Origin of the sequence: Rhizobium jaguaris, assembly GCF_003627755.1 — a bacterium.
In the GTDB taxonomy this organism is placed as follows: Bacteria; Pseudomonadota; Alphaproteobacteria; order Rhizobiales; family Rhizobiaceae; genus Rhizobium; species Rhizobium jaguaris.
Genome location: NZ_CP032697.1, coordinates 223,310 through 241,281 on the forward strand (window position 1 = coordinate 223,310; position 17,972 = coordinate 241,281).

Sequence of the window (17,972 nt, forward strand, 5' to 3'; positions counted from 1 at the left end):
TATCGAAATTCCATCTATTTTTCAAATGGACGTAGGGTGTTATGTCGGGCTTATCAGTCAATCAGATGGAGAGATCGTATGGAAAATGTTGTAGGCACCCGCCCGCTGGCCAAGGCAAAAACTATCACAATTTGGGTTTTGCGAGCCGTGCTGGGGTTAGCCTTCATCACATTCGCCGCGATGAAGCTTAGTGGTCAGCCGGAAATGATTGCCGAATTCGAGCAGGTCGGGCTCGGCCAGTGGTTCCGCTATTTCACGGGCATACTGGAATTGATCGGTGGCATCGCCCTCCTCGTGCCGCGGATTTCGATCATAGGCGCAGTGCTGCTTCTAGCGATCGACGTCGGAGCTTTCATTGCACAGATCTCTGTACTTCACATCGACTGGATCCACACCGTGGTGCTTGGGGCCGTCATTTCCTTGCTCGTTTACCTGCAGCGAGACGGTGCCAAGGCGCGCCTCCCTAACAGCCGCTGAGAAATCTTCCCTTTGGGTATCATGGTTCGTGCCCAACAGTATCAACTTCTGTCATGCCCGGCGAGCTCATTTGCCCTGCGTCAGCCTGGATCATCGCGGGGCGCTGGCCATAACTCAGTCACGCGAGTCGGATAATCCGCCGAAGGAAGAGACTTGGCTTTTTCCGTGGTTATACGCGTCGCCAGCGCGTTCTCACGCTCTCGGCAGGCGCAACACGCCTGCCGAGAGCTTAGAGTCCAACGACAGTCATCAAATGACAATGATCTGATATCGCTAGAAGGGGATCGGGATGGCCCTCACTGGCAGGCAATGTCCTGCCTCGGTTTCCCAAGGCAACCTTCTCTGCCGGGTTCTGGGCCAACCCCATGCCGACGAGGATGTGGTCAAGTTCGATCGGATTACGGCAGCCGAGGTTCTCCTTGAAGGAAAGAGCCTTCTTTGCATCCTTCCGCTTGGCTGAATCCGTGAAAATGGTTAGGTCGTCACATATGGCTTTGGAAGCCGCGTTGACCGGGCAAGTCTCATGCAGCAGCATCAGCGAGGTGTTTGCCAGGTTTCCGTCGAAAACCTCCTTGAATAGATTGGTCACCTTCACGCCTGACGGCAGCGGCGTGGTTGGATCGGAGCCATCGGTCCTCACCGTTTGGGATGCCTGGCCCTCGTACCAAAGGCTGCGGTTGAAATCACCGAGCAAGACAAAGCGCCCATCGCCCGGAGCGTCCCGCTCGATCCATGCTTCGAGAGCGGCAGGCTGCCGCTGGAGAATTTGGCAGTTCGGGTCATCGCCTTCCAGATGGCCGCGGCGCGGATCGCTTTCATCGTCAAGCGGAGAGACGCAGGACGACTTGAGATGCACAATGGACTTCATCTTCCTTTGCACGGACTCCCACGCCAGCCGGGCCGTCGTCTGCCAAGCAGCCTACCAATTCCCGGTTCCGACGATCGACATGGGCGTAAGCATCACGGTCAGGGCCGGTGCGATCACCCACATCACGGGGCGAGTGCAAATGCTGGCTCCCGGCCTTCCCTGCCTGGTCTGTACCCAGGCTTTGGACAGCAGCCAGATTCGCAGGGAGCTGCTCAGCCCGGCGCGCAGCCGATCCATACTTCGAAGGAGCGCGTGTGCCTCAGCCCGCTGTGATTTCAATCAATTCGACGGTGGCCTCGCTTGCCGTCACCATGTTTCTCGGCGCGGCGACCCCCGCCCCCGCGGCTGCGCGCTTCCTCTACTACGACGGCATGCGGGGAGCGGTCCGCCCCACCACCGCACGGCGCGTGCACAACTGTATTTGTTGCTCAGCTGACGGTGCGTTGGGGAAAGGCGTTGAATGGCCTCTCCCGGTGAGGGTCGAGCGATGAGCAGAATGCCTCTTTCGCCGAGAACCGTCGTTTGGTACGGGGAACGACCCGATCCCGACGGCCTGGACGAATACGCACAGCATGGGCTGAGCATTTCGTTTGTTGACGACCCATGAAGGATCCGGATATTTCAGAGGTGGACGCGGCGGTGTTCCGCTTCGGCCCCTCGTCTTTGCAACAAATTTTGGCAGCAGCTAGACGCTACGCGCGGCAGTTACGCGACTATAACATTTCGTTGCCTTCATCGCGGATGACGATGCTTCGCTTGAGGTATGACAGCACCCGGAGCGAATGCTAAGATCTAAAACTGGCGCAGCTCCGCAATGTCCTCGGAAATGTTTGCCACGCGACAATTAACAGCATTGCCTGAAGTGCCACTTGAACTTGCCACCATCGACCGCAAGCCTGCGAACGACCGGCAATAGATGGCAGATATCCGATTATTCCAATTGTATCCGATTCGTGCATGCAAACCTCACAGTACGTGCCCGGATATCATCTTGTTAATCTCCATGCTTCAGGTGTTGGTACTAGACGACGCACTGCACCGACGGACACTGGCCCGCACAACTACGACGGCCTGCAGTTGACGTTGAACTCTGCCCGAATGATTCGAGGCGGCCATCCCCAAAACCTGAAGTGCACGATTCGGTAGTGTCACGCGCGTCCGTAAGGATGACAACGCGCCAATAACTGCACCTTAAAGGTTGAATGACGAAACGCCACTCCGCGGCAGGCGCGTAATCGATCCAGGAAAGAGCACACCAATGTCATCCTTGCACACCACCCGAGAAAGCCAGCGGAGCGGGCGGACCACGCCCACGGCGACCTCTATCAGATCTTTGCAGGTCATGAATAAAACATAGCTGCCCAACAGCAACTTTAGATACAAATGAAACCCGTCTTTCAACTTAGACATAGGCGTTTTCACAGGGAACTCACGATGAATATCGTCAACTTACCGTCCCGCAAGCCGGTCAACGGTCACTCCGACATGTCACCTGTCGCGTACCCAACATTCACCGATATCCAAATGGCGCAGATACTCGAGCACGAGCGGCAACAAATGCTGTTTGTCGTCAACTATTTGGAAGCGATGCATGCGCAAATGCTCACGGAGACTGCGAACGAGCCTCTGGTGAAACTCATAGCCGATGAGAATCTCGTCCCTGCAAAAGCTGACCCTGGAGGCAAGTCCAGAAAACTTGCGATCGGCAATGGTAAAACTCGCGCATCACCGGAACGCGGGACTCCTATGGGCTCAGCTGCTCTTTCGAGGATGGGCGCGCCGGAATAGCAACAACCCTGGAACTCATCGCATAGCATATCGGGTTACCAGCAGTTTTCATCACGCCTCCTGGTTCCTGAAATCAAGAAAAGCCGCGCGTGAGATAATGGAAAATCTAAGAAGGGCACAGGTTTCGGCTTGTTGTAAATCGATATCATGAGTGGAAAAGCCATCCATACATCTCGCCCGGCCTTCAAACGCTTGGATATTCAGTCGGCCAAGTCATTTGAAAAGGCGCAACATGCCAATAACTTGGTTCAGGCAACTGCCGTCGATAGTAAAAAAAGCGACCAGATTTTATATCTGCCGACAGCCAACTTGGCTTCTTGGTCATTTGACATCGCAACGGGTGATCTATGGTGGTCCGCCGAACTCGAATGGTTTTTCAACCAGTTTCCACAGCAAGCCGATCGGCAGCACATGCGGGCCACTATACGTGCAGAGCTGGCGCCATGGCTGCAAGGAATCGCCCTCCGCGCTGTCGCGGCGCAAGGCGATCAATGGCCAGAGCTCAAACTGCAGGTTAGAATGCCCGATAATTCTAGCAAAATGCTTCAATTCCTGTGTCATAGGGGCGGACATCAGCGCCACTCGGGGATTCTGACGGGTATCGCATATGAACTGGACAGCGCAGGTCAGCGCGAGCGGCTTTTCCGCGAAGCATTCGAATTTGGGCCGTTCGGCGCGGCAATTATCGATTCACATGGTCACTTTTTAAGAGTAAATGCGGCATTCGCAAGGCTGTTGGGCTATACTCGTGAGGAGTTTTCCAGACGGTCCGCCAACGAAATCACGCCCGCTGGCGATATTAGTCTCGATCGAGAGGCCATGCGGGCCCTTCTGCGAGCGGGCAACGGACGGGCCGCGATCTTCAAGCAATACCTCCATCGCGACGGGCATCTCATCGATGCTCAGGTCGAGTTTGCGATCATCTCGGGCGACGTCGCACAGCCCGACGAAACTCTGTGCTTCCTTGTATTTGTGCAGGACCTCACGGAGCTCCGGAAGACGCAGGCCGAGTTATATACGTCTCAGATTCGTTCCGAACTAGCGCTTGCAAGTACCGGAATCGGCATATGGGAATGGAACGGCAACCAAAATGGGGCATTCTACTCACCACGCACCTGCGAAATCCTCGACGTCGAGTTGAAGGAACTTTTCTCTGACGAAAGCTTACTTGCCAGCATCCATCTAGACGATATCAAGGATTATGTTGAGAGCCGGATGCAACATACGAACGGCGATACTCCTCTGCATAGAGCTGAAATCCGTATTCGACAACGAAATGGGTCATACAAGTGGGTCGAGGATATTGGCAAGATCCTCGAACGCGATGAACAGGGTCGGCCGCTCCGGGTGGTGGGAACGCTCCTAGATATTCATGACCGCAAGGCCATGGAGGAAACACTGAAGCGGCAATCCTGCGAAATCGCTTCTCTCGTGGAACACTCCCCTGATGGTATGATTCGTTATGATTGCGAACTTCGCCGACTGCATGCCAATCCTGCGATGCGCCGCTTTCTGAGGGGAATTGATCCAAAGGATGTCATCGGTCTCCCTGCGACCGAAGACGATATCACAGGGATTCCCACTGACTATCTTGACACGCTGCGATCGGTCCTGAGGACCGGCCAAGAAGCCGACCTGGAGACGAGTTATATATCCTCGTCCGGATCACACAATTGGTTGCATGCCCACTTTACACCGGAAATCAATGCCGATGGCAAGGTGTCGACCGTTCTCGTAGTGATGCGCGATATTACAGAAGCCGTTTCGCACCGGGAGGACATAGAGAAGCTTGCGTATCGCGATTCCCTTACCGGACTTCCCAACAGGGCCTGGTTCAATCGCGTCTTTGAAACCACACTTGCTGATGCTGAAGCCAAGAATGTGCAATTCGCGTTGGTCATACTGGATCTCGACAATTTCAAGGACGTGAACGATACACTAGGCCATGCGGCAGGCGATCAGCTCCTGTGCGAGGTCGCCCAGCGTCTCTCTGTCGAGCTGCGGCAATCCGATACTTTTGCCCGTCTTGGCGGCGACGAATTCGCGATCTTTCTGCAGAACGTGGGACACCGGCAAAATGTATCGGAAATCACCAACCGGCTGTTGGCGGCGATTGCCCGCCCTTTCCATATGGAGGGTCGCGATATGCTAGTATCGGGCAGTCTGGGGATAGCCTGCTATCCCGACGATGGCGCCTCCCCTCGCGATCTCTTTGCACACGCAGACGCCGCCCTGTATGAGGCGAAGGCGCGAGGCCGCAACAATTTTCAGTATTACGATGAAGCGCTTACCGCCCGAGCGAGGCTACGGGTGAACCTTGGTAACGCCTCGCACACAGCATGTGCCAACAAAGAGCTGGAACTCTATTACCAGCCGAAGGTGGACCTCTCGTCTGGCGAGATTATTGGTGCCGAGGCATTACTGCGCTGGCGGCATCCTGAGCTTGGACTTCTGATGCCCGATTCCTTCATCCCCATCACTGAGGAAAATGGAACCATCGTTGAGATTGGCGATTGGGTTATTCGAACAGCCGCGCAAACGGCTGTCGACTGGAACTCCAAGCGTCTGAAGCCCTTGAAAATTGCCGTCAACCTTTCGCCCCGGCAGTTCAAGCAGAACGATCTCGCGAAACAGATCGAAATTGCCTTAACGCAGACTAGTTGCCGAGCAGAATGGTTGGAGTGTGAGATCACCGAAAGCTTGCTACTCAATGACGAGCCCGGTGTTCAAACGACGCTGCAAAAGCTGCGGGCGATGGGGCTGAGCGTTGCTATTGACGATTTCGGGACTGGCCATTCGGCTCTTGCTTACCTCAGTCGTTTTCCGATCGACGTTCTGAAGATTGACCGTTCCTTCATAGCTCAAATGGGGAAGAATGATCGTGGAACTGAACTGGTAAAGGCTTTCACGTCGATCGCCGATGCGCTTGGAATGACCACCGTCGCCGAAGGCATCGAGACAAACGAGCAAGCTGCCAGTCTGAATGGCTTTGGCTGCGAAATCGGGCAAGGTTACTTTTTTGGGAAACCGGTAGCTTTGCATGACTTCAACAAACATTTCCTGTAAGGCTTCTGTCCGTCTTCACCCGATGGGCCGCCATAGACGTCAGTTCGGAGGATTTCTGCGGACCCATATTCTTGACCTGCAGGTGGACGGCTCGGTATCCTCATGATTGGTGTTCGCCGAGGACCCGGATGAGAGATTCGACGGGGTGATCGATGTTTTCGGTGACGAGTCACTCTTCACTATCCTGACTCCTGGACATACTGCGGGCGGTGTTTCGTTTGTGGCCCGTACTCCTGGAGGTCGGTTCTTTTAACAGGCGACGCCTGCCATACACGTTGGGGTGGGAGCATGGCGTCGAACCTGGAATTTTCACATTCGACCGGGTAAAGGAACGGAAAAGCTTGCTCGCATTGAAGGCGTTGAGTGAGCGAAGAGATAAACTCTAGGCGGCGCAACCAACATTGAGGCAATCCACCCCGTGCAGAAGCAGAAGCGCGCCTGAGGGAAGTCGACGCCAACGACGCGCTCCCCGCACAATTCGCGACTGCTACTAAATTGGGCGGATTGCCGAGACGGACAAGGCATCGCGCAACGCGCTGACGAAAATGTCCAAATCGCTCTTCATCATGTAGATGTGCGGCGAAACCCGCAGCCCCTCAATATTCTTGACCTTGCGATATTTCACATGGACGCGGCACGTCTCCCGGAGGTCGCTCTCGAGCCTCCTCATATCCATGCCGTCGATAGAAAACAGGCCTATTGCACCCAGCTCGTCCGTGTCAATTGGGGTATGAAGCCTGAAGCCGGGAATATTGCGAGCAAGGCCGATCCAATATCGGGTGAGTTCACGCAACCTCGCATGCATCCTGGCTGCTCGAATCTGCTTATGGAAATGGATAGCCGGCGCAATTCCACTTTGTATCGCCGAGTTGTAAGTGCCAAGGTTCCAGTGATCGAACTTGTCTATTCCGATGGTCGGTTGGTCGAATGGCGCAAGTAGGGGCCATGTTTGGTCGATATGTCGGCGGTTGACGACCAGCATCCCGTTGCCGACCGGCGCTCCCAACCATTTGTGAAGGCTGGTGATAAAGAAGTCGCAACCGAGTTGGCGAAAGCTGACCGGCATCTGGGCGAATGTCTGAGCGCCGTCGACGACGGTAATGATATTTCGCTCACGCGCTATCTCGCAGAGGCGTTTGATGTGGAGAACACGGCCATTCCAATGATACATATGCGTCAGCTGCAGCACGCGGGTGCGCGGCGTCATCAGATTAACGTAAGCCTCGACGATATCGTCGTTGCCGTCCAGCAGATCGAAAACGCAATTGACGACCTCGACACCGTCGCGCTGGACCCGTTGAAACCATCCCTCGCGAACACTCGGGTAGTCCCAGTCCGAAATAATTACCTGGTCACCTCTGTCGAGCGGTATCCCAAAGATCGCTGTCGAGAGACCTTCCGATGAATTGCGGTTTAGGGCGATTTCGTCGGGCGAACAATCAATCAGTTCTGCCAAATCGCGCTTTATGCCGGGCAATGCTGTGTCGAGCTTGCTCCACATATTGTAATCGGGATTGCGGCTGATGAACCGGTAGGCGTCGATCATTGCTTCTTCGACCACAAGAGGTGGAGGGCTCACTGCCGCGTTGTTCAGGTTCAAAAGCGGTTCCTGCGCAGGGTATTGATCGCGAACGCTCTTCCACGCGTCCTCGCTTGCGCTCACGTCCACCATATCAGCCATAACACTCATCGATAAAGTCCCTCGTTTACCCCGGGCCCACCATAGGCACAGCAGGCCAGAGCATTCTGCCCATATTGCCTCCCGCGCCGGAAGATAATGGCAAAAGAAGAAGCCTGTGCGGAAGAACGTTCGGGCGGGCTCTCGGAGAGCCGGCGAGCGGTCTCACGATTGGGTCTCAGGGGTGATGGCTCAACACCTTTTCGTAGCTGGCCGATCGGGATTGCAATGCAATCGCATCTCGCCGGACGATGCCTTCAGTAGCACGTTTTAGCTTCCTGAAACTTCGCTCTGGTGCGCGCCGAGATAAGAGCGAAACTCAATTATGAGCTGTTTTTCAGCTTCCCTACCATCGGCGGGGGCCAATACCCGGTGACAGAAGGCCGGAACCATTCCGTAAAGCGCCGCGGTCAGGGTTTGAGCGACCAGATCCGGATCGGCAAACTGGGCGTCACTCGCACTCGACAGCGCTGCTCCGACTGCTTTCACACTTCGTCGAGTCGCCATGTCGATTAACGCGCGAGCATCGAGTTCCAAGGAAATGCGATAAAGGGCCGGAGAGACCTCTGCCTGCGCCATCTGCGCCTGAAGATAAGCCTTCACCACAGCCTCGGCGAGCTCCTCAGCTCTGGCGTTGAGGTTTTCGTCGCATGCTCTTTCAATTGCTGCTGCCAGCACCGCGAGATGTCGCTCCAGCATCGCGAACAGCAACGCCTGCTTGTTTGGGTAATATTGATAGAGAGTGCCAACCGAAACACCTGCTCGGCGCGACACGCGTGTGGTGTTCAGTCCGATCAGTCCATCGCTCGACAAAACCTGAATGGTTGCTTCGAAAATCGCGTCCACGGTGGCGATAGACCGCTCCTGACGCGGCAATTTCCGGGGGTTTAGTAATGGTGACGAGCCGTTTCCCATAAGCGAACCCAAAACCTGAAAGATTATTCATATACAACATAAGTTCCCACCGCTCGACGATCAATGCGGTTCGCGTCGGGAGCCATTCGTATCAACAGGGAGCCAATATGTATATCGCCTGCTTTATGCAGACTAGGCCACCAGCCGCACCCCCCTTGGACGCGCCAGGTGATGGCGTTAGTCGCTCGGGCGATCGTCACATAGCATGCCGCAGGGCTTGTTCGACAACTGTGGCTCGATGATCCCCTTGTTCTGGTCCGCTCGGTCCTCCCATCCGTGTGTCATTTTTCCTCTTTCCGAACACTCTTGGGGCGCGTGAGCCTGCCCCAAGAGTGGGCGATTTGAACTCGAGGCCTGGAACTAGAATTCCGCCCATGAATCTTGGGCTAATGCGATATTGCCTCTAACCGCAGGGGCGGCAGCGGAGCGACGCACGGTGGACGGCGATCGAGATGAGGGCGAAGTCGCTGCCATGCTGCGCGCGGTCTTGCGCAGAGCAACGGCTTGGCTAGATGAGGTGCCCTCCAGTTCAAACTGAGAAACGAGCTCGCGCAGCATGGCAGCCTCAAGCGCAAGGCTCGCGCTTGCCGCAGTGGACTGCTCGACCATGGCCGCATTCTGCTGGGTCGTCTGATCCATCGAATTCACCGCGGTGTTGACCTCGGCCAACGCCAAAGACTGCTCTTTGGCAGATTTGGCTATTGACTCCATGTGTTGGTTCACCTGTGCGATAAACTCTCCGATTGACTTCAGTGCCACACCTGTATCCTGGACCAGTTTGACGCCGCTACCGACTTCCTGGGTGGATTTTTGGATCAGCCCCTTGATCTCCTTGGCTGCCTGCGCGGAGCGCTGAGCCAGTTCACGCACTTCCTGCGCGACGACGGCAAAGCCCTTGCCCGCTTCCCCCGCGCGCGCCGCCTCGACGCCTGCATTGAGAGCCAAAAGATTGGTCTGGAAAGCGATTTCGTCGATGACGCCGATGATATTCGAGATTTGCTGTGAGGATTCTTCAATTCTCTGCATCGCCTCTTCGGCGTGAGATACGACTTCCGCAGATTTGGTCGCGGCGTTGTTCGCCTCGGTGGCGACGCCACGCGCTTCTTCAGTTATTTTGGTCGACGAGTTCACGGTCGCCGTGATTTGATCCAGCGCGGCAGCAGTTTCTTCCAGAGAAGCGGCCTGCTGCTCGGTTCGCTTAGACAGGTCGTTGGCGCCGGCGGCGATTTCCTTGGTGCCATCGTCCATCGTGTTGATGCTTTCATAGATCGCCGACATGGTCGTACCCAGTTGGCGGACCGATTGATTGAAGTCGTGCCTCAAGCTTTCGAAGTCCGGCGCAAAGGCGTCGTTGAGCTGGAAGGCCAAGTCAGCCGCTTGATTCCGGCCGCCAAGCCGGAGGTAGCAATCCTCAGACGCTCGGCTGCATCATCCTCCGCCTTTTTCTGGTCGGCGATCCGATTGGCTTCTGCCTGTCTACGGTTTGTCTCGGCGTCAAGTTCGAGCTGCTTGTTGACGATCGCCGCTTGGCGAAACACCTCGATGGCGGCTGCCATCGAGCCGATTTCGTCCGAGCGGCCGCCGAACGGAATGGACGCAGCACTATCGCCGGCGGCGAGCCGCCTCATGGAGGCAGTAATCTTCTGTATCGGCTTGACCACACCTGCCAGGACAAAGAAGATGGAGGCCAGAACGACGACGGCGATAAAACCCAGAATTATGCAAATTGTCGTCACAGTTTCGGAATATGTCGATTCCGCAAGATCGGTCGCCTGCTTGGCGCCGCGCATATTGAACTGAACCAATTTTGCCACCGACGCCGTATTCTTCTCGCCTTGCTCCGCCATCACCGTGCCAAAGATTTTGCTTGCTTCGTCATTCCTGTTCGCACGGGAGAACTCTAGCATTTTGGCAGCTAGCTGGTCATATGCGGCGCTGCCGGCCGAAATTTCCGTGAGTATCTGACGCTCATCTGCGGTGTCCGCCATAAGCTCGTAGGCCTTTATGGCTGCGTTGGTGGCAGCAATCTTCTCCTTGATCGCCTCTTCTGTCTTGGCTTTCGCCTCCGAACTGACAGACAAGATGTATCTGGCATAGGCGAGCCGCTCCTCGTAGAGGAGGCCCCTGATGTCTTTCGCAGCCACGACACTTGGCAGCCATTTTTTGGAAATCGCCTCAGTCGAGCCATTGAGGGTCGACATCGACGCAACAGAGAGGACGCCGAAGCCTCCGATCATGGCCGAGATCAGCAGAAAGACGCTAATCAGGGATAGTTTCACACTTGGTCTGCGCATTTTGGTGATCCCTTGGTTGAAGTGCGACTATTTGGATGCCGAAGCGGCACTAAGAATGGACTGCAACGCGTCGTTCAATTCGGCGAGCTTGTTGTGTAATCTCGCCGGGCGAACGTTTGTCTCAACGTCTGACATCGCCATCGATTCAAGTACGACAGCCATTCTCTCAATCTGTGATTGATAACCTTCGCATCGACCCTGTATGTTGAGAAAGTTCAAGAGGATTGCCAGGTTTGCTCCGCTTTATCTTGCTGACGCCGATAGGGGACGACGAACTGAAGCCTTGAATTTCCATCCCGCCCCCGGGGAAGCGGGTTTAAGGCTTGCTTGGGTTACTGTGGCAATCTGTTCGGCGGTTGCTAAGGAGGTGTTAACTAGTCACCCGAATCTGAAGTTCGGCTCATTGTTTTTTGGCAGAATCGCTTGACCGAGGCGAGGATTTGGTCGGCGGATTTCACCCATCTGTATGGCTTTGGATTCTCGTTGTGCGTTGTAATGAACGCTTCGATGTCGGCCTCCAGCTCTGCGGTGGAACGATGAACGCCGCGTTGCAACTGCTTGCGCGTCAGCTCTGCAAACCACCGCTCGACCTGATTGATCCAGGAGGCGGACGTTGGCGTGAAGTGAACATGCCAGTGCGGGCGGCGTGCGAGCCAGGCCTTGATCCTCGGCGTCTTGTGGGTCGCATAGTTGTCCATCACCAGATGCACGTCCGGCCCTTTGGGCATCTCGGCGTCAATCCGCTTCAAGAAGTCGAGGAATTCGGTCGCCCGGTGACGTTTGTAGCACTGGCCGATCACCGCGCCAGTCGCAACGTCGAGCGCGGCGAACAGGGATGTCGTGCCGTTGCGGACATAGGTATGGGTGCGCCGCTCGGCTACGCCCGGCGCCATGGGCAGAACCGGCTGCTCGCGATCCAGCGCCTGGATTTGCGATTTCTCATCCACGCATAGCACGACAGCCCGGTTTGGCGGCGACATATACAGGCCGACAATGTCCTGCACCTTGTCGACGAACAGCGGATCGGAAGACAGCTTGAATGTCTCCGAGCGATGCGGCTGTAAACCAAATGCGGTCCAGATCCGACGGATGGTGGTGTGCGACAGCCCGCTGTCGGCTGCCATCGAGCGGATAGACCAGTGCGTGGCATCCTTCGGAGTGGTGTTCAACGTACGTTCGATGACTTCGGCGACCTGCGCGTCAGAGACGGTTCGTGGCCGACCTGCGCGATATTCGTCAGTCAGCCCGTCAATGCCATCCCGCGCGAACCGGCGACGCCATTTGCCAACCGTATGTTCGTGGACACCGAGGCGTTCGGCAACATCCTTGCTCTCCAGGCCCTCTGCACACAACAGGACTATCCGGCATCGATCCGACAGCGAGCGAGGTGCTGTATGCCGACGCACCTGAGATTCAAGGAAATTCCTATCCCCGTCACTCAGGACCACGATGTCTGCTCGCCTGCCCACCATCAATCAAACTCCTGCCGTTGCTGCAGAAGCATAACAAATGATGCCTACTTTAGTTCCGGGTGACTAGGATATCCGTTTGGGAGCGATGGCCAAATAGAAGCCAGAAGCGGATAGCTATGCTGAAACTGGATCCATATCCTTTTGTGACGACATGGCCCATCAAGTGCTGCGGCTAATGAACCCGTCGTTTACGGAATTGCTTAAGCCAGCTTTCAGGGGCAGAGATTGTTGGGCTTTCTGGTCATAGCGCATGCGTTCAAGGCCGCGGCAAACGCATTCCCGAGGATCGCACGGTTTCGGAGGGCGACTCGCCAAAGGCTTGTCTATAGAGAGCGGCAAAGCGGCCCATGTGAGTGAACCCCCATCGCTGCGCTGTCTGCGATATCGTGCTTTGATTTTTCGCGTTGATCAAATCTTTCCGGACTGCATCGAGCCGGATTTGGCGGAGGTATTGAAGGGGGCTGATTCCTTTGAACTGCAGGAATCCCGCGTTAAGGCTACGGGCGCTGCACCCACATTCCCGGACAAGATCACCAATCGTAATCTCCATCGAAACATTCGAGACCATAAAGTCTACTGCCCGTTTGACCTGCCTTGGTATCGCGGGCGAGAGGGGGCGGCCTAAATTTACTGAGTAATTGTGGGGCACGACAGCCAGCAAGAGCAAGGCTAGCGACTGAAACAGGTGCTCGGTGAACTTCACCGACGCAATATGTTCTGGTTCGTTTGCAAGGCTGCTCCAGAGCAGTGCCGAGGCCATGGAAATTCTTCGTATTGCAGACGAACTGCAATCCAATTTCGCAGAAAATTCGAGCTTTTTGCTGACAGGGGTATCAAGCAGTTCGCAGAGTTGCTTGGTAACCAGGGATCTGCCAAACGCTATAGCGGTGTGCCGCCGCCCCTCTTGAAAACGAATTCGTTCAATCGTCGACAGGTCTCCTACAAAAGCCTCGTCAGGTCCGTATTCGTGGCGCTGTGAGCCGGTGTAGACATCGAATCCACCTGCATGCGGAAGATAAATCGCAAAGACCTCCGGCGGTTCGAGGAGTTTAGCTTGCATGCCAAAACGGCATGTTCCGGACCAAATCTGGAACGCTCCAGTGGCATAGTGACTCCCTTCAATCGCGATGCCCTTGCGCCGAGTCAGGGGTTCGATGAGGACGCCAGTCGAAAATCTTGCATAGTGTTCAGACAGCGTCTGCGCGTCAATATTCTCGAACTGAAACCTAGAGATACCTGAGGGCTTTTTATGCGGCACAGTGGGTTCCATCCTAGGCGCTCTCAATAACCGCAGCCGATTGCGTGTCCACGGATACCAATATTTCTATCGCAGGGGTATTTCCTTGAAGTGATTTCTTTTCATCGATTTTCATGCAAGAGCCCGAGGTCGATTGTACGTCACAGTGTTTTCTTCGACAGTCAGTCGATCAGGTTGCGATAAGGTCTTTCGGGTGCCGCAAATGTCGTCGCGGTGCCCGAAAGACCTTACCGCGAAACCGGCGGCTGATCTTAAGGCCTGGCTTGAACCTTCGACCGCTGTCACTCACTGCAGTTCGCAAACAACAGCCTGTCGAACTTGAACTGCCGCGAGGTGGCGGACGGCCAACAAAACGTCGACCTGGCCGAAAGACAGCCGTACTGCAGCAAGCGTCGCAACTGTGGCACGAGGGCGGGGCAAGAGCATCCAGCCTATATCACTTGCCTTGTGCCCTGGCCTGGTCGCGAATCTGGGACAAACTCATCTTCGGAGTGAGCGCTTCCGGATCGATTCTAATCTCGATAAGCGCGGGCTTCCCGGACGCGTCGCTCCGCTCGAACGCTGCCGCGAACTCCTCCGTCGCTTCGACAGTTTCCGCGTGCAGCCCATAGGACCGCGCCATCGAGGCGAAATCGGGGTTGGTCAACATCGTGCCGGACACGCGGCCGGGATAGTTCCGCTCCTGATGCATGCGGATCGTGCCGTACATGCCGTTGTTGATGACGAGGAAAATCACCCGCGCGTCATATTGCATGGCTGTCGCGATCTCCTGTCCATTCATCAGGAAGCAGCCGTCTCCGGCAAAGGCGACCACGGTGCGTTTGCGATCCGTGAGCTTGGCGGCGATCGCCGCCGGCACGCCATAGCCCATGGATCCGTTCGTCGGCCCAATCTGGGTGCGGAAGGTGCGGTACTGGTAGAAACGATGCGCCCAGGCGGAATAATTGCCGGCGCCAGTGGTGAGAATAGCGTCGACCGGAAGGTGCGAGCGCAGCCATTCCATCACATCCCCCATCTGCACCGGACCCGGTACGACGGGATGCTTCAGATTTTCGAGGTAATCTTGATGCGCTTGAGCGGTCCAGCCCTGCCATGCCGGGTTCGCGATGGGGGACAGTTGCACTGCCCGCGACAGAAAACCAACGGCCGTTGCATTGATCGGCAATGTCGCATGGTAGACGCGGCCTAATTCTTCCGCGCCCGCATGGACATGAACGAGCGTCTGCTTGGGCACAGGGATATCGATGAGGGTGTAGGCTCCCGTGGTCATTTCACCGAGCCTCGCGCCGATCGAAATCAACAGGTCGCAATCTCTCATGTGCTGGATCAGCTTGGGGCCCGCCGCGAGACCTAGATCGCCCGCATAGTTCGCATGCGCGTTGTCGAACAGGTCCTGGCAGCGGAACGATGCTGCGACCGGCAGCGCAAAGGCTTCCGAGAAGCGCCGCAATGCGTCCACTGCCTTCATCGTCCAGCCACCACCGCCGGCCACGACCATCGGGCGCTTGGCGGTTTCTAGAAGCCGGCGCAGCTCGGCCAGTTCCTCGTCGCCGGGATAGGCCTCGACCTTTTTGTAGTGCGGCACGTCGGTGACATCGACGCGGTCGATCAGCATGTCCTCGGGGAGAGCAACGACGACAGGACCCGGGCGGCCATTGACTGCGCGGTGGAATGCCTGGCTGATCAGCTCGGGGATGCGCGCTGCGTCTTCGATTTCCACGACCCATTTCGCCATCTGGCCGAACATGCGGCGGTAGTCGATCTCCTGAAACGCCTCGCGCTCCATCTGGTCACGCGCCACCTGGCCGATGAACAGGATCATCGGCGTCGAATCCTGAAACGCCGTATGGACGCCCACGGAGGCATTGGTCGCGCCGGGACCGCGGGTCACGAAGCAGATACCGGGCTTTCCGGTCATTTTTCCGTACGCTTCGGCCATGTAGGCGGCCCCGCCCTCCTGCCGGCAAACGATGAGTTCGATGTCGTCGCTCGCGTCATGAAGCGCATCGAGTGCTGCCAGATAGCTTTCGCCTGGAACGCAGAAAGCACGTTCGACGCCGTGAATCCGGAGTGCATCAATGAGCACCTGCCCGCCGGTGCGGGTGGTCTTGGTCGTTTCCATTGGGTTCCCCCGAATTGAGTTAAATGACGGCGTCTTCAAGGAACGGACGGTTCGCCACGACCCGCTCGTATCCGAAAGGCGATAGATCCAGGGTCTTGAAGGCCCCGTATGTCATGAGTTCGCTCAAGCCCCGGCCCATGGCTGGCGACTGCTGCAGCCCATGACCGCTGAAGCCGTTGGCAAACAGGAAATTGCTCACTTCGGTGTGAGGGCCTAGCACCACATTATGGTCCAGGACGCAGTAGTCATAGTGCCCGGCCCAGGAATTCACGACCTTGATCGCCTCGAATGCCGGGACCCGGTTGGCGAGCGTCGGCCAGATTTCGTCGTCGAACTCGTCGTGCATCACGTCGAAGTCATTCGGGTCCACCTCAGGATCGTGCTTGGGATAGGTGCCCATGAGATAGAACTTGCCTTCCGGCCGGAAGAACACCCCGGTCGGATCGATGGTCAGGCCGATCTTGCCTTCCAGCGGTGTCCGGCAGTCGACAACGAAGAGCGAGCGCCGCCGCGGCTCTACCGGAACGTCGAGCCCGGCCATCCGCGCCACCTTCTTGCCGTTGGTGCCGGATGTGTTGACCATCGTGCCACAGCCGATGTTCTGGCCACCCTTGGTGGTCACGGAGACAATCCGGTCGCCCTCGCGGTTCACCGCAACGACCTCGTCCTCGATATATTCGACCCCGAGCGAGCGCGCCTTCTTGCGGAACCCCTGCAGCAGCCCGACGCTGTCGAACCAGCCCTCGCCGCGTTCGCCCGTGCTGCCGACAACAAGACCTTCTAGGTTCAGCCAGGGAAAACGACGACCAAGCCCCTCGGGATCGAGCAGCGTCACCTCGGCGCCGCAAGCGACCTGCGTCTCGTGGTTGCGCCGCAGAACCTGTTCGCCGCGTTCATCTTCGGCAAGGAAGAGATATCCGGCTTCGTGAAAACCGATCTCGGCCGTATCGTCGTCGACGGCGACATTGTGCTTGAAATTGCGGATGAACTCAGTGCCGAACTGCGAGACCTGGACGTTGATGGCGTTCGAGAACTGGTGACGGATCGAGCTCGACGACAACGCGGTCGCCGACCGCTGGTAGGTCCAGTCCTTCTCGATCACAAGAACCGAGCCTTTGAAATCCGGATTGGTGGCGAGAAAATATGCCGTGGAGCTGCCGACGACCGCGCCACCGACGATGACGACATCATAGGACGGTTTCGAAGCCTGCATGTCGCGCCTCACTTCTTCTCGTCTTCGAAATGGCCGGCCGCGGCGAAGCTGCCGCCCTGGTATCGGACTGCCGGATCGTTGGGATCACCCTGCTTCGTATTCGCGAAAACCTTTTCGGCAAATTCGTCCGCGCTGTCCTCCGGCTTATAGCCGAGGGACGCCGCCGTGCGGTTGTCCCAGAAGGCCCGGCTGTTGTTGGACATGCCATAGGCGACCATGAAGCCCACGCGTTCGGCCGAAAGACTTTTCTCTACCAACTGCCGGCAGTCGCGATAGGAGAGCCAGGTGATCAGATGCCTGCGATCGGTCGGTTCCGGAAAGGAGGAACCGATGCGCAATGACACCGTCTCGATACCGAACTTGTCGAAATAGTAGCGCGCCAGATTTTCCACGAAGGTCTTCGAAACCCCGTAGAGACTGTCCGGCCGGGTCGGCACATTGCCGTCGATGGTCTCGTTGCGCTCGTAGAAGCCGATCGCATGAACAGAGCTTGCATAAACGATACGCTTGACGCCATGCTGGCGGGCGGCCTCGTAGATGTTGTAGCTGCCGACGATATTGGCATTGAGGATGGTGTTCCAGGCACCTTCGAGGCCCTGGCCGCCCATGTGGACGATGGCGTCGCAGCCCTCCACGGCCTTCGAAACCGCGTCAAAGTCAGAAAGGTCGGCCGGAAAATCCTCCTCGTGCGGCGCCCGGTTTTCGCAAGCGCTACGCGCCGACAGCCGGACGATCTTTCCAAGCCTGGTTCCCGACTTGCGCAACTGGGTGCCCAAAGCCCCTGCGGCGCCGGTCAGGAGAATACGATTGTAGTCGCTCAT

11 protein-coding genes and 1 pseudogene are annotated in these 17,972 nt (G+C 56.7%); 3 read left to right on the forward strand and 9 right to left on the reverse strand.

What is annotated here, in order from left to right; translation table 11 throughout:
- Positions 1-78 precede the first annotated feature (78 nt).
- Complete coding sequence (locus tag CCGE525_RS37760; RefSeq protein WP_120709360.1) at positions 79-477, forward strand: DoxX family protein; 399 nt, start codon at positions 79-81, stop codon at positions 475-477.
- Between the two features lie 229 nt (positions 478-706).
- On the opposite strand, the gene CCGE525_RS37765 is transcribed toward CCGE525_RS37760, so the two are convergent.
- Positions 707-1,345: a hypothetical protein gene (locus CCGE525_RS37765; protein WP_120709361.1), complete on the reverse strand. Its 639-nt coding sequence runs from the start codon at positions 1,343-1,345 to the stop codon at positions 707-709.
- 1,434 nt (positions 1,346-2,779) lie between these two features.
- On the opposite strand from CCGE525_RS37765, the gene CCGE525_RS37775 reads away from it, so the two are divergent.
- Both CCGE525_RS37775 and CCGE525_RS37780 read left to right on the forward strand, forming a co-directional pair.
- Positions 2,780-3,133, forward strand: coding sequence for a hypothetical protein (locus CCGE525_RS37775; RefSeq protein ID WP_120709363.1), 354 nt, complete (start codon positions 2,780-2,782; stop codon positions 3,131-3,133).
- A gap of 147 nt (positions 3,134-3,280) precedes the next feature.
- Positions 3,281-6,199: a sensor domain-containing protein gene (locus CCGE525_RS37780; RefSeq protein WP_120709364.1), complete on the forward strand. Its 2,919-nt coding sequence runs from the start codon at positions 3,281-3,283 to the stop codon at positions 6,197-6,199.
- Positions 6,200-6,689: 490 nt separating this feature from the next.
- Here the strand turns inward: CCGE525_RS37780 and CCGE525_RS37790 are convergent, their stop codons facing one another.
- The 8 genes and pseudogenes from CCGE525_RS37790 to CCGE525_RS37825 all read right to left on the reverse strand — a co-directional run bounded on the left by CCGE525_RS37790 (position 6,690) and on the right by CCGE525_RS37825 (position 17,972).
- Entirely contained in the window at positions 6,690-7,889 is a 1,200-nt protein-coding gene (locus tag CCGE525_RS37790) for an aminotransferase class V-fold PLP-dependent enzyme (protein WP_120709365.1), read from the reverse strand.
- A gap of 258 nt (positions 7,890-8,147) precedes the next feature.
- Positions 8,148-8,723, reverse strand: a complete 576-nt coding sequence (locus CCGE525_RS37795; protein WP_245472497.1) for a TetR/AcrR family transcriptional regulator — start codon at positions 8,721-8,723, stop codon at positions 8,148-8,150.
- A 429-nt stretch (positions 8,724-9,152) separates the two neighbouring features.
- A pseudogene (locus CCGE525_RS39475) lies at positions 9,153-11,086 on the reverse strand (methyl-accepting chemotaxis protein).
- A gap of 374 nt (positions 11,087-11,460) precedes the next feature.
- On the reverse strand, positions 11,461-12,558 hold the full coding sequence (locus CCGE525_RS37805; RefSeq protein WP_120709278.1) for an IS630 family transposase: 1,098 nt from the start codon (positions 12,556-12,558) through the stop codon (positions 11,461-11,463).
- A 256-nt stretch (positions 12,559-12,814) separates the two neighbouring features.
- A complete protein-coding gene (locus CCGE525_RS37810; protein WP_120709367.1) occupies positions 12,815-13,828 on the reverse strand; it encodes an AraC family transcriptional regulator in 1,014 nt (337 codons plus the stop codon).
- Between the two features lie 424 nt (positions 13,829-14,252).
- Positions 14,253-15,938 (reverse strand): thiamine pyrophosphate-binding protein, encoded by a 1,686-nt coding sequence (locus CCGE525_RS37815; RefSeq protein ID WP_120709368.1) that lies wholly within the window; start codon positions 15,936-15,938, stop codon positions 14,253-14,255.
- A 19-nt stretch (positions 15,939-15,957) separates the two neighbouring features.
- Positions 15,958-17,151, reverse strand: coding sequence for an NAD(P)/FAD-dependent oxidoreductase (locus CCGE525_RS37820; RefSeq protein WP_120709369.1), 1,194 nt, complete (start codon positions 17,149-17,151; stop codon positions 15,958-15,960).
- A gap of 8 nt (positions 17,152-17,159) precedes the next feature.
- Complete coding sequence (locus CCGE525_RS37825) at positions 17,160-17,972, reverse strand: NAD-dependent epimerase/dehydratase family protein (RefSeq protein ID WP_120709370.1); 813 nt, start codon at positions 17,970-17,972, stop codon at positions 17,160-17,162.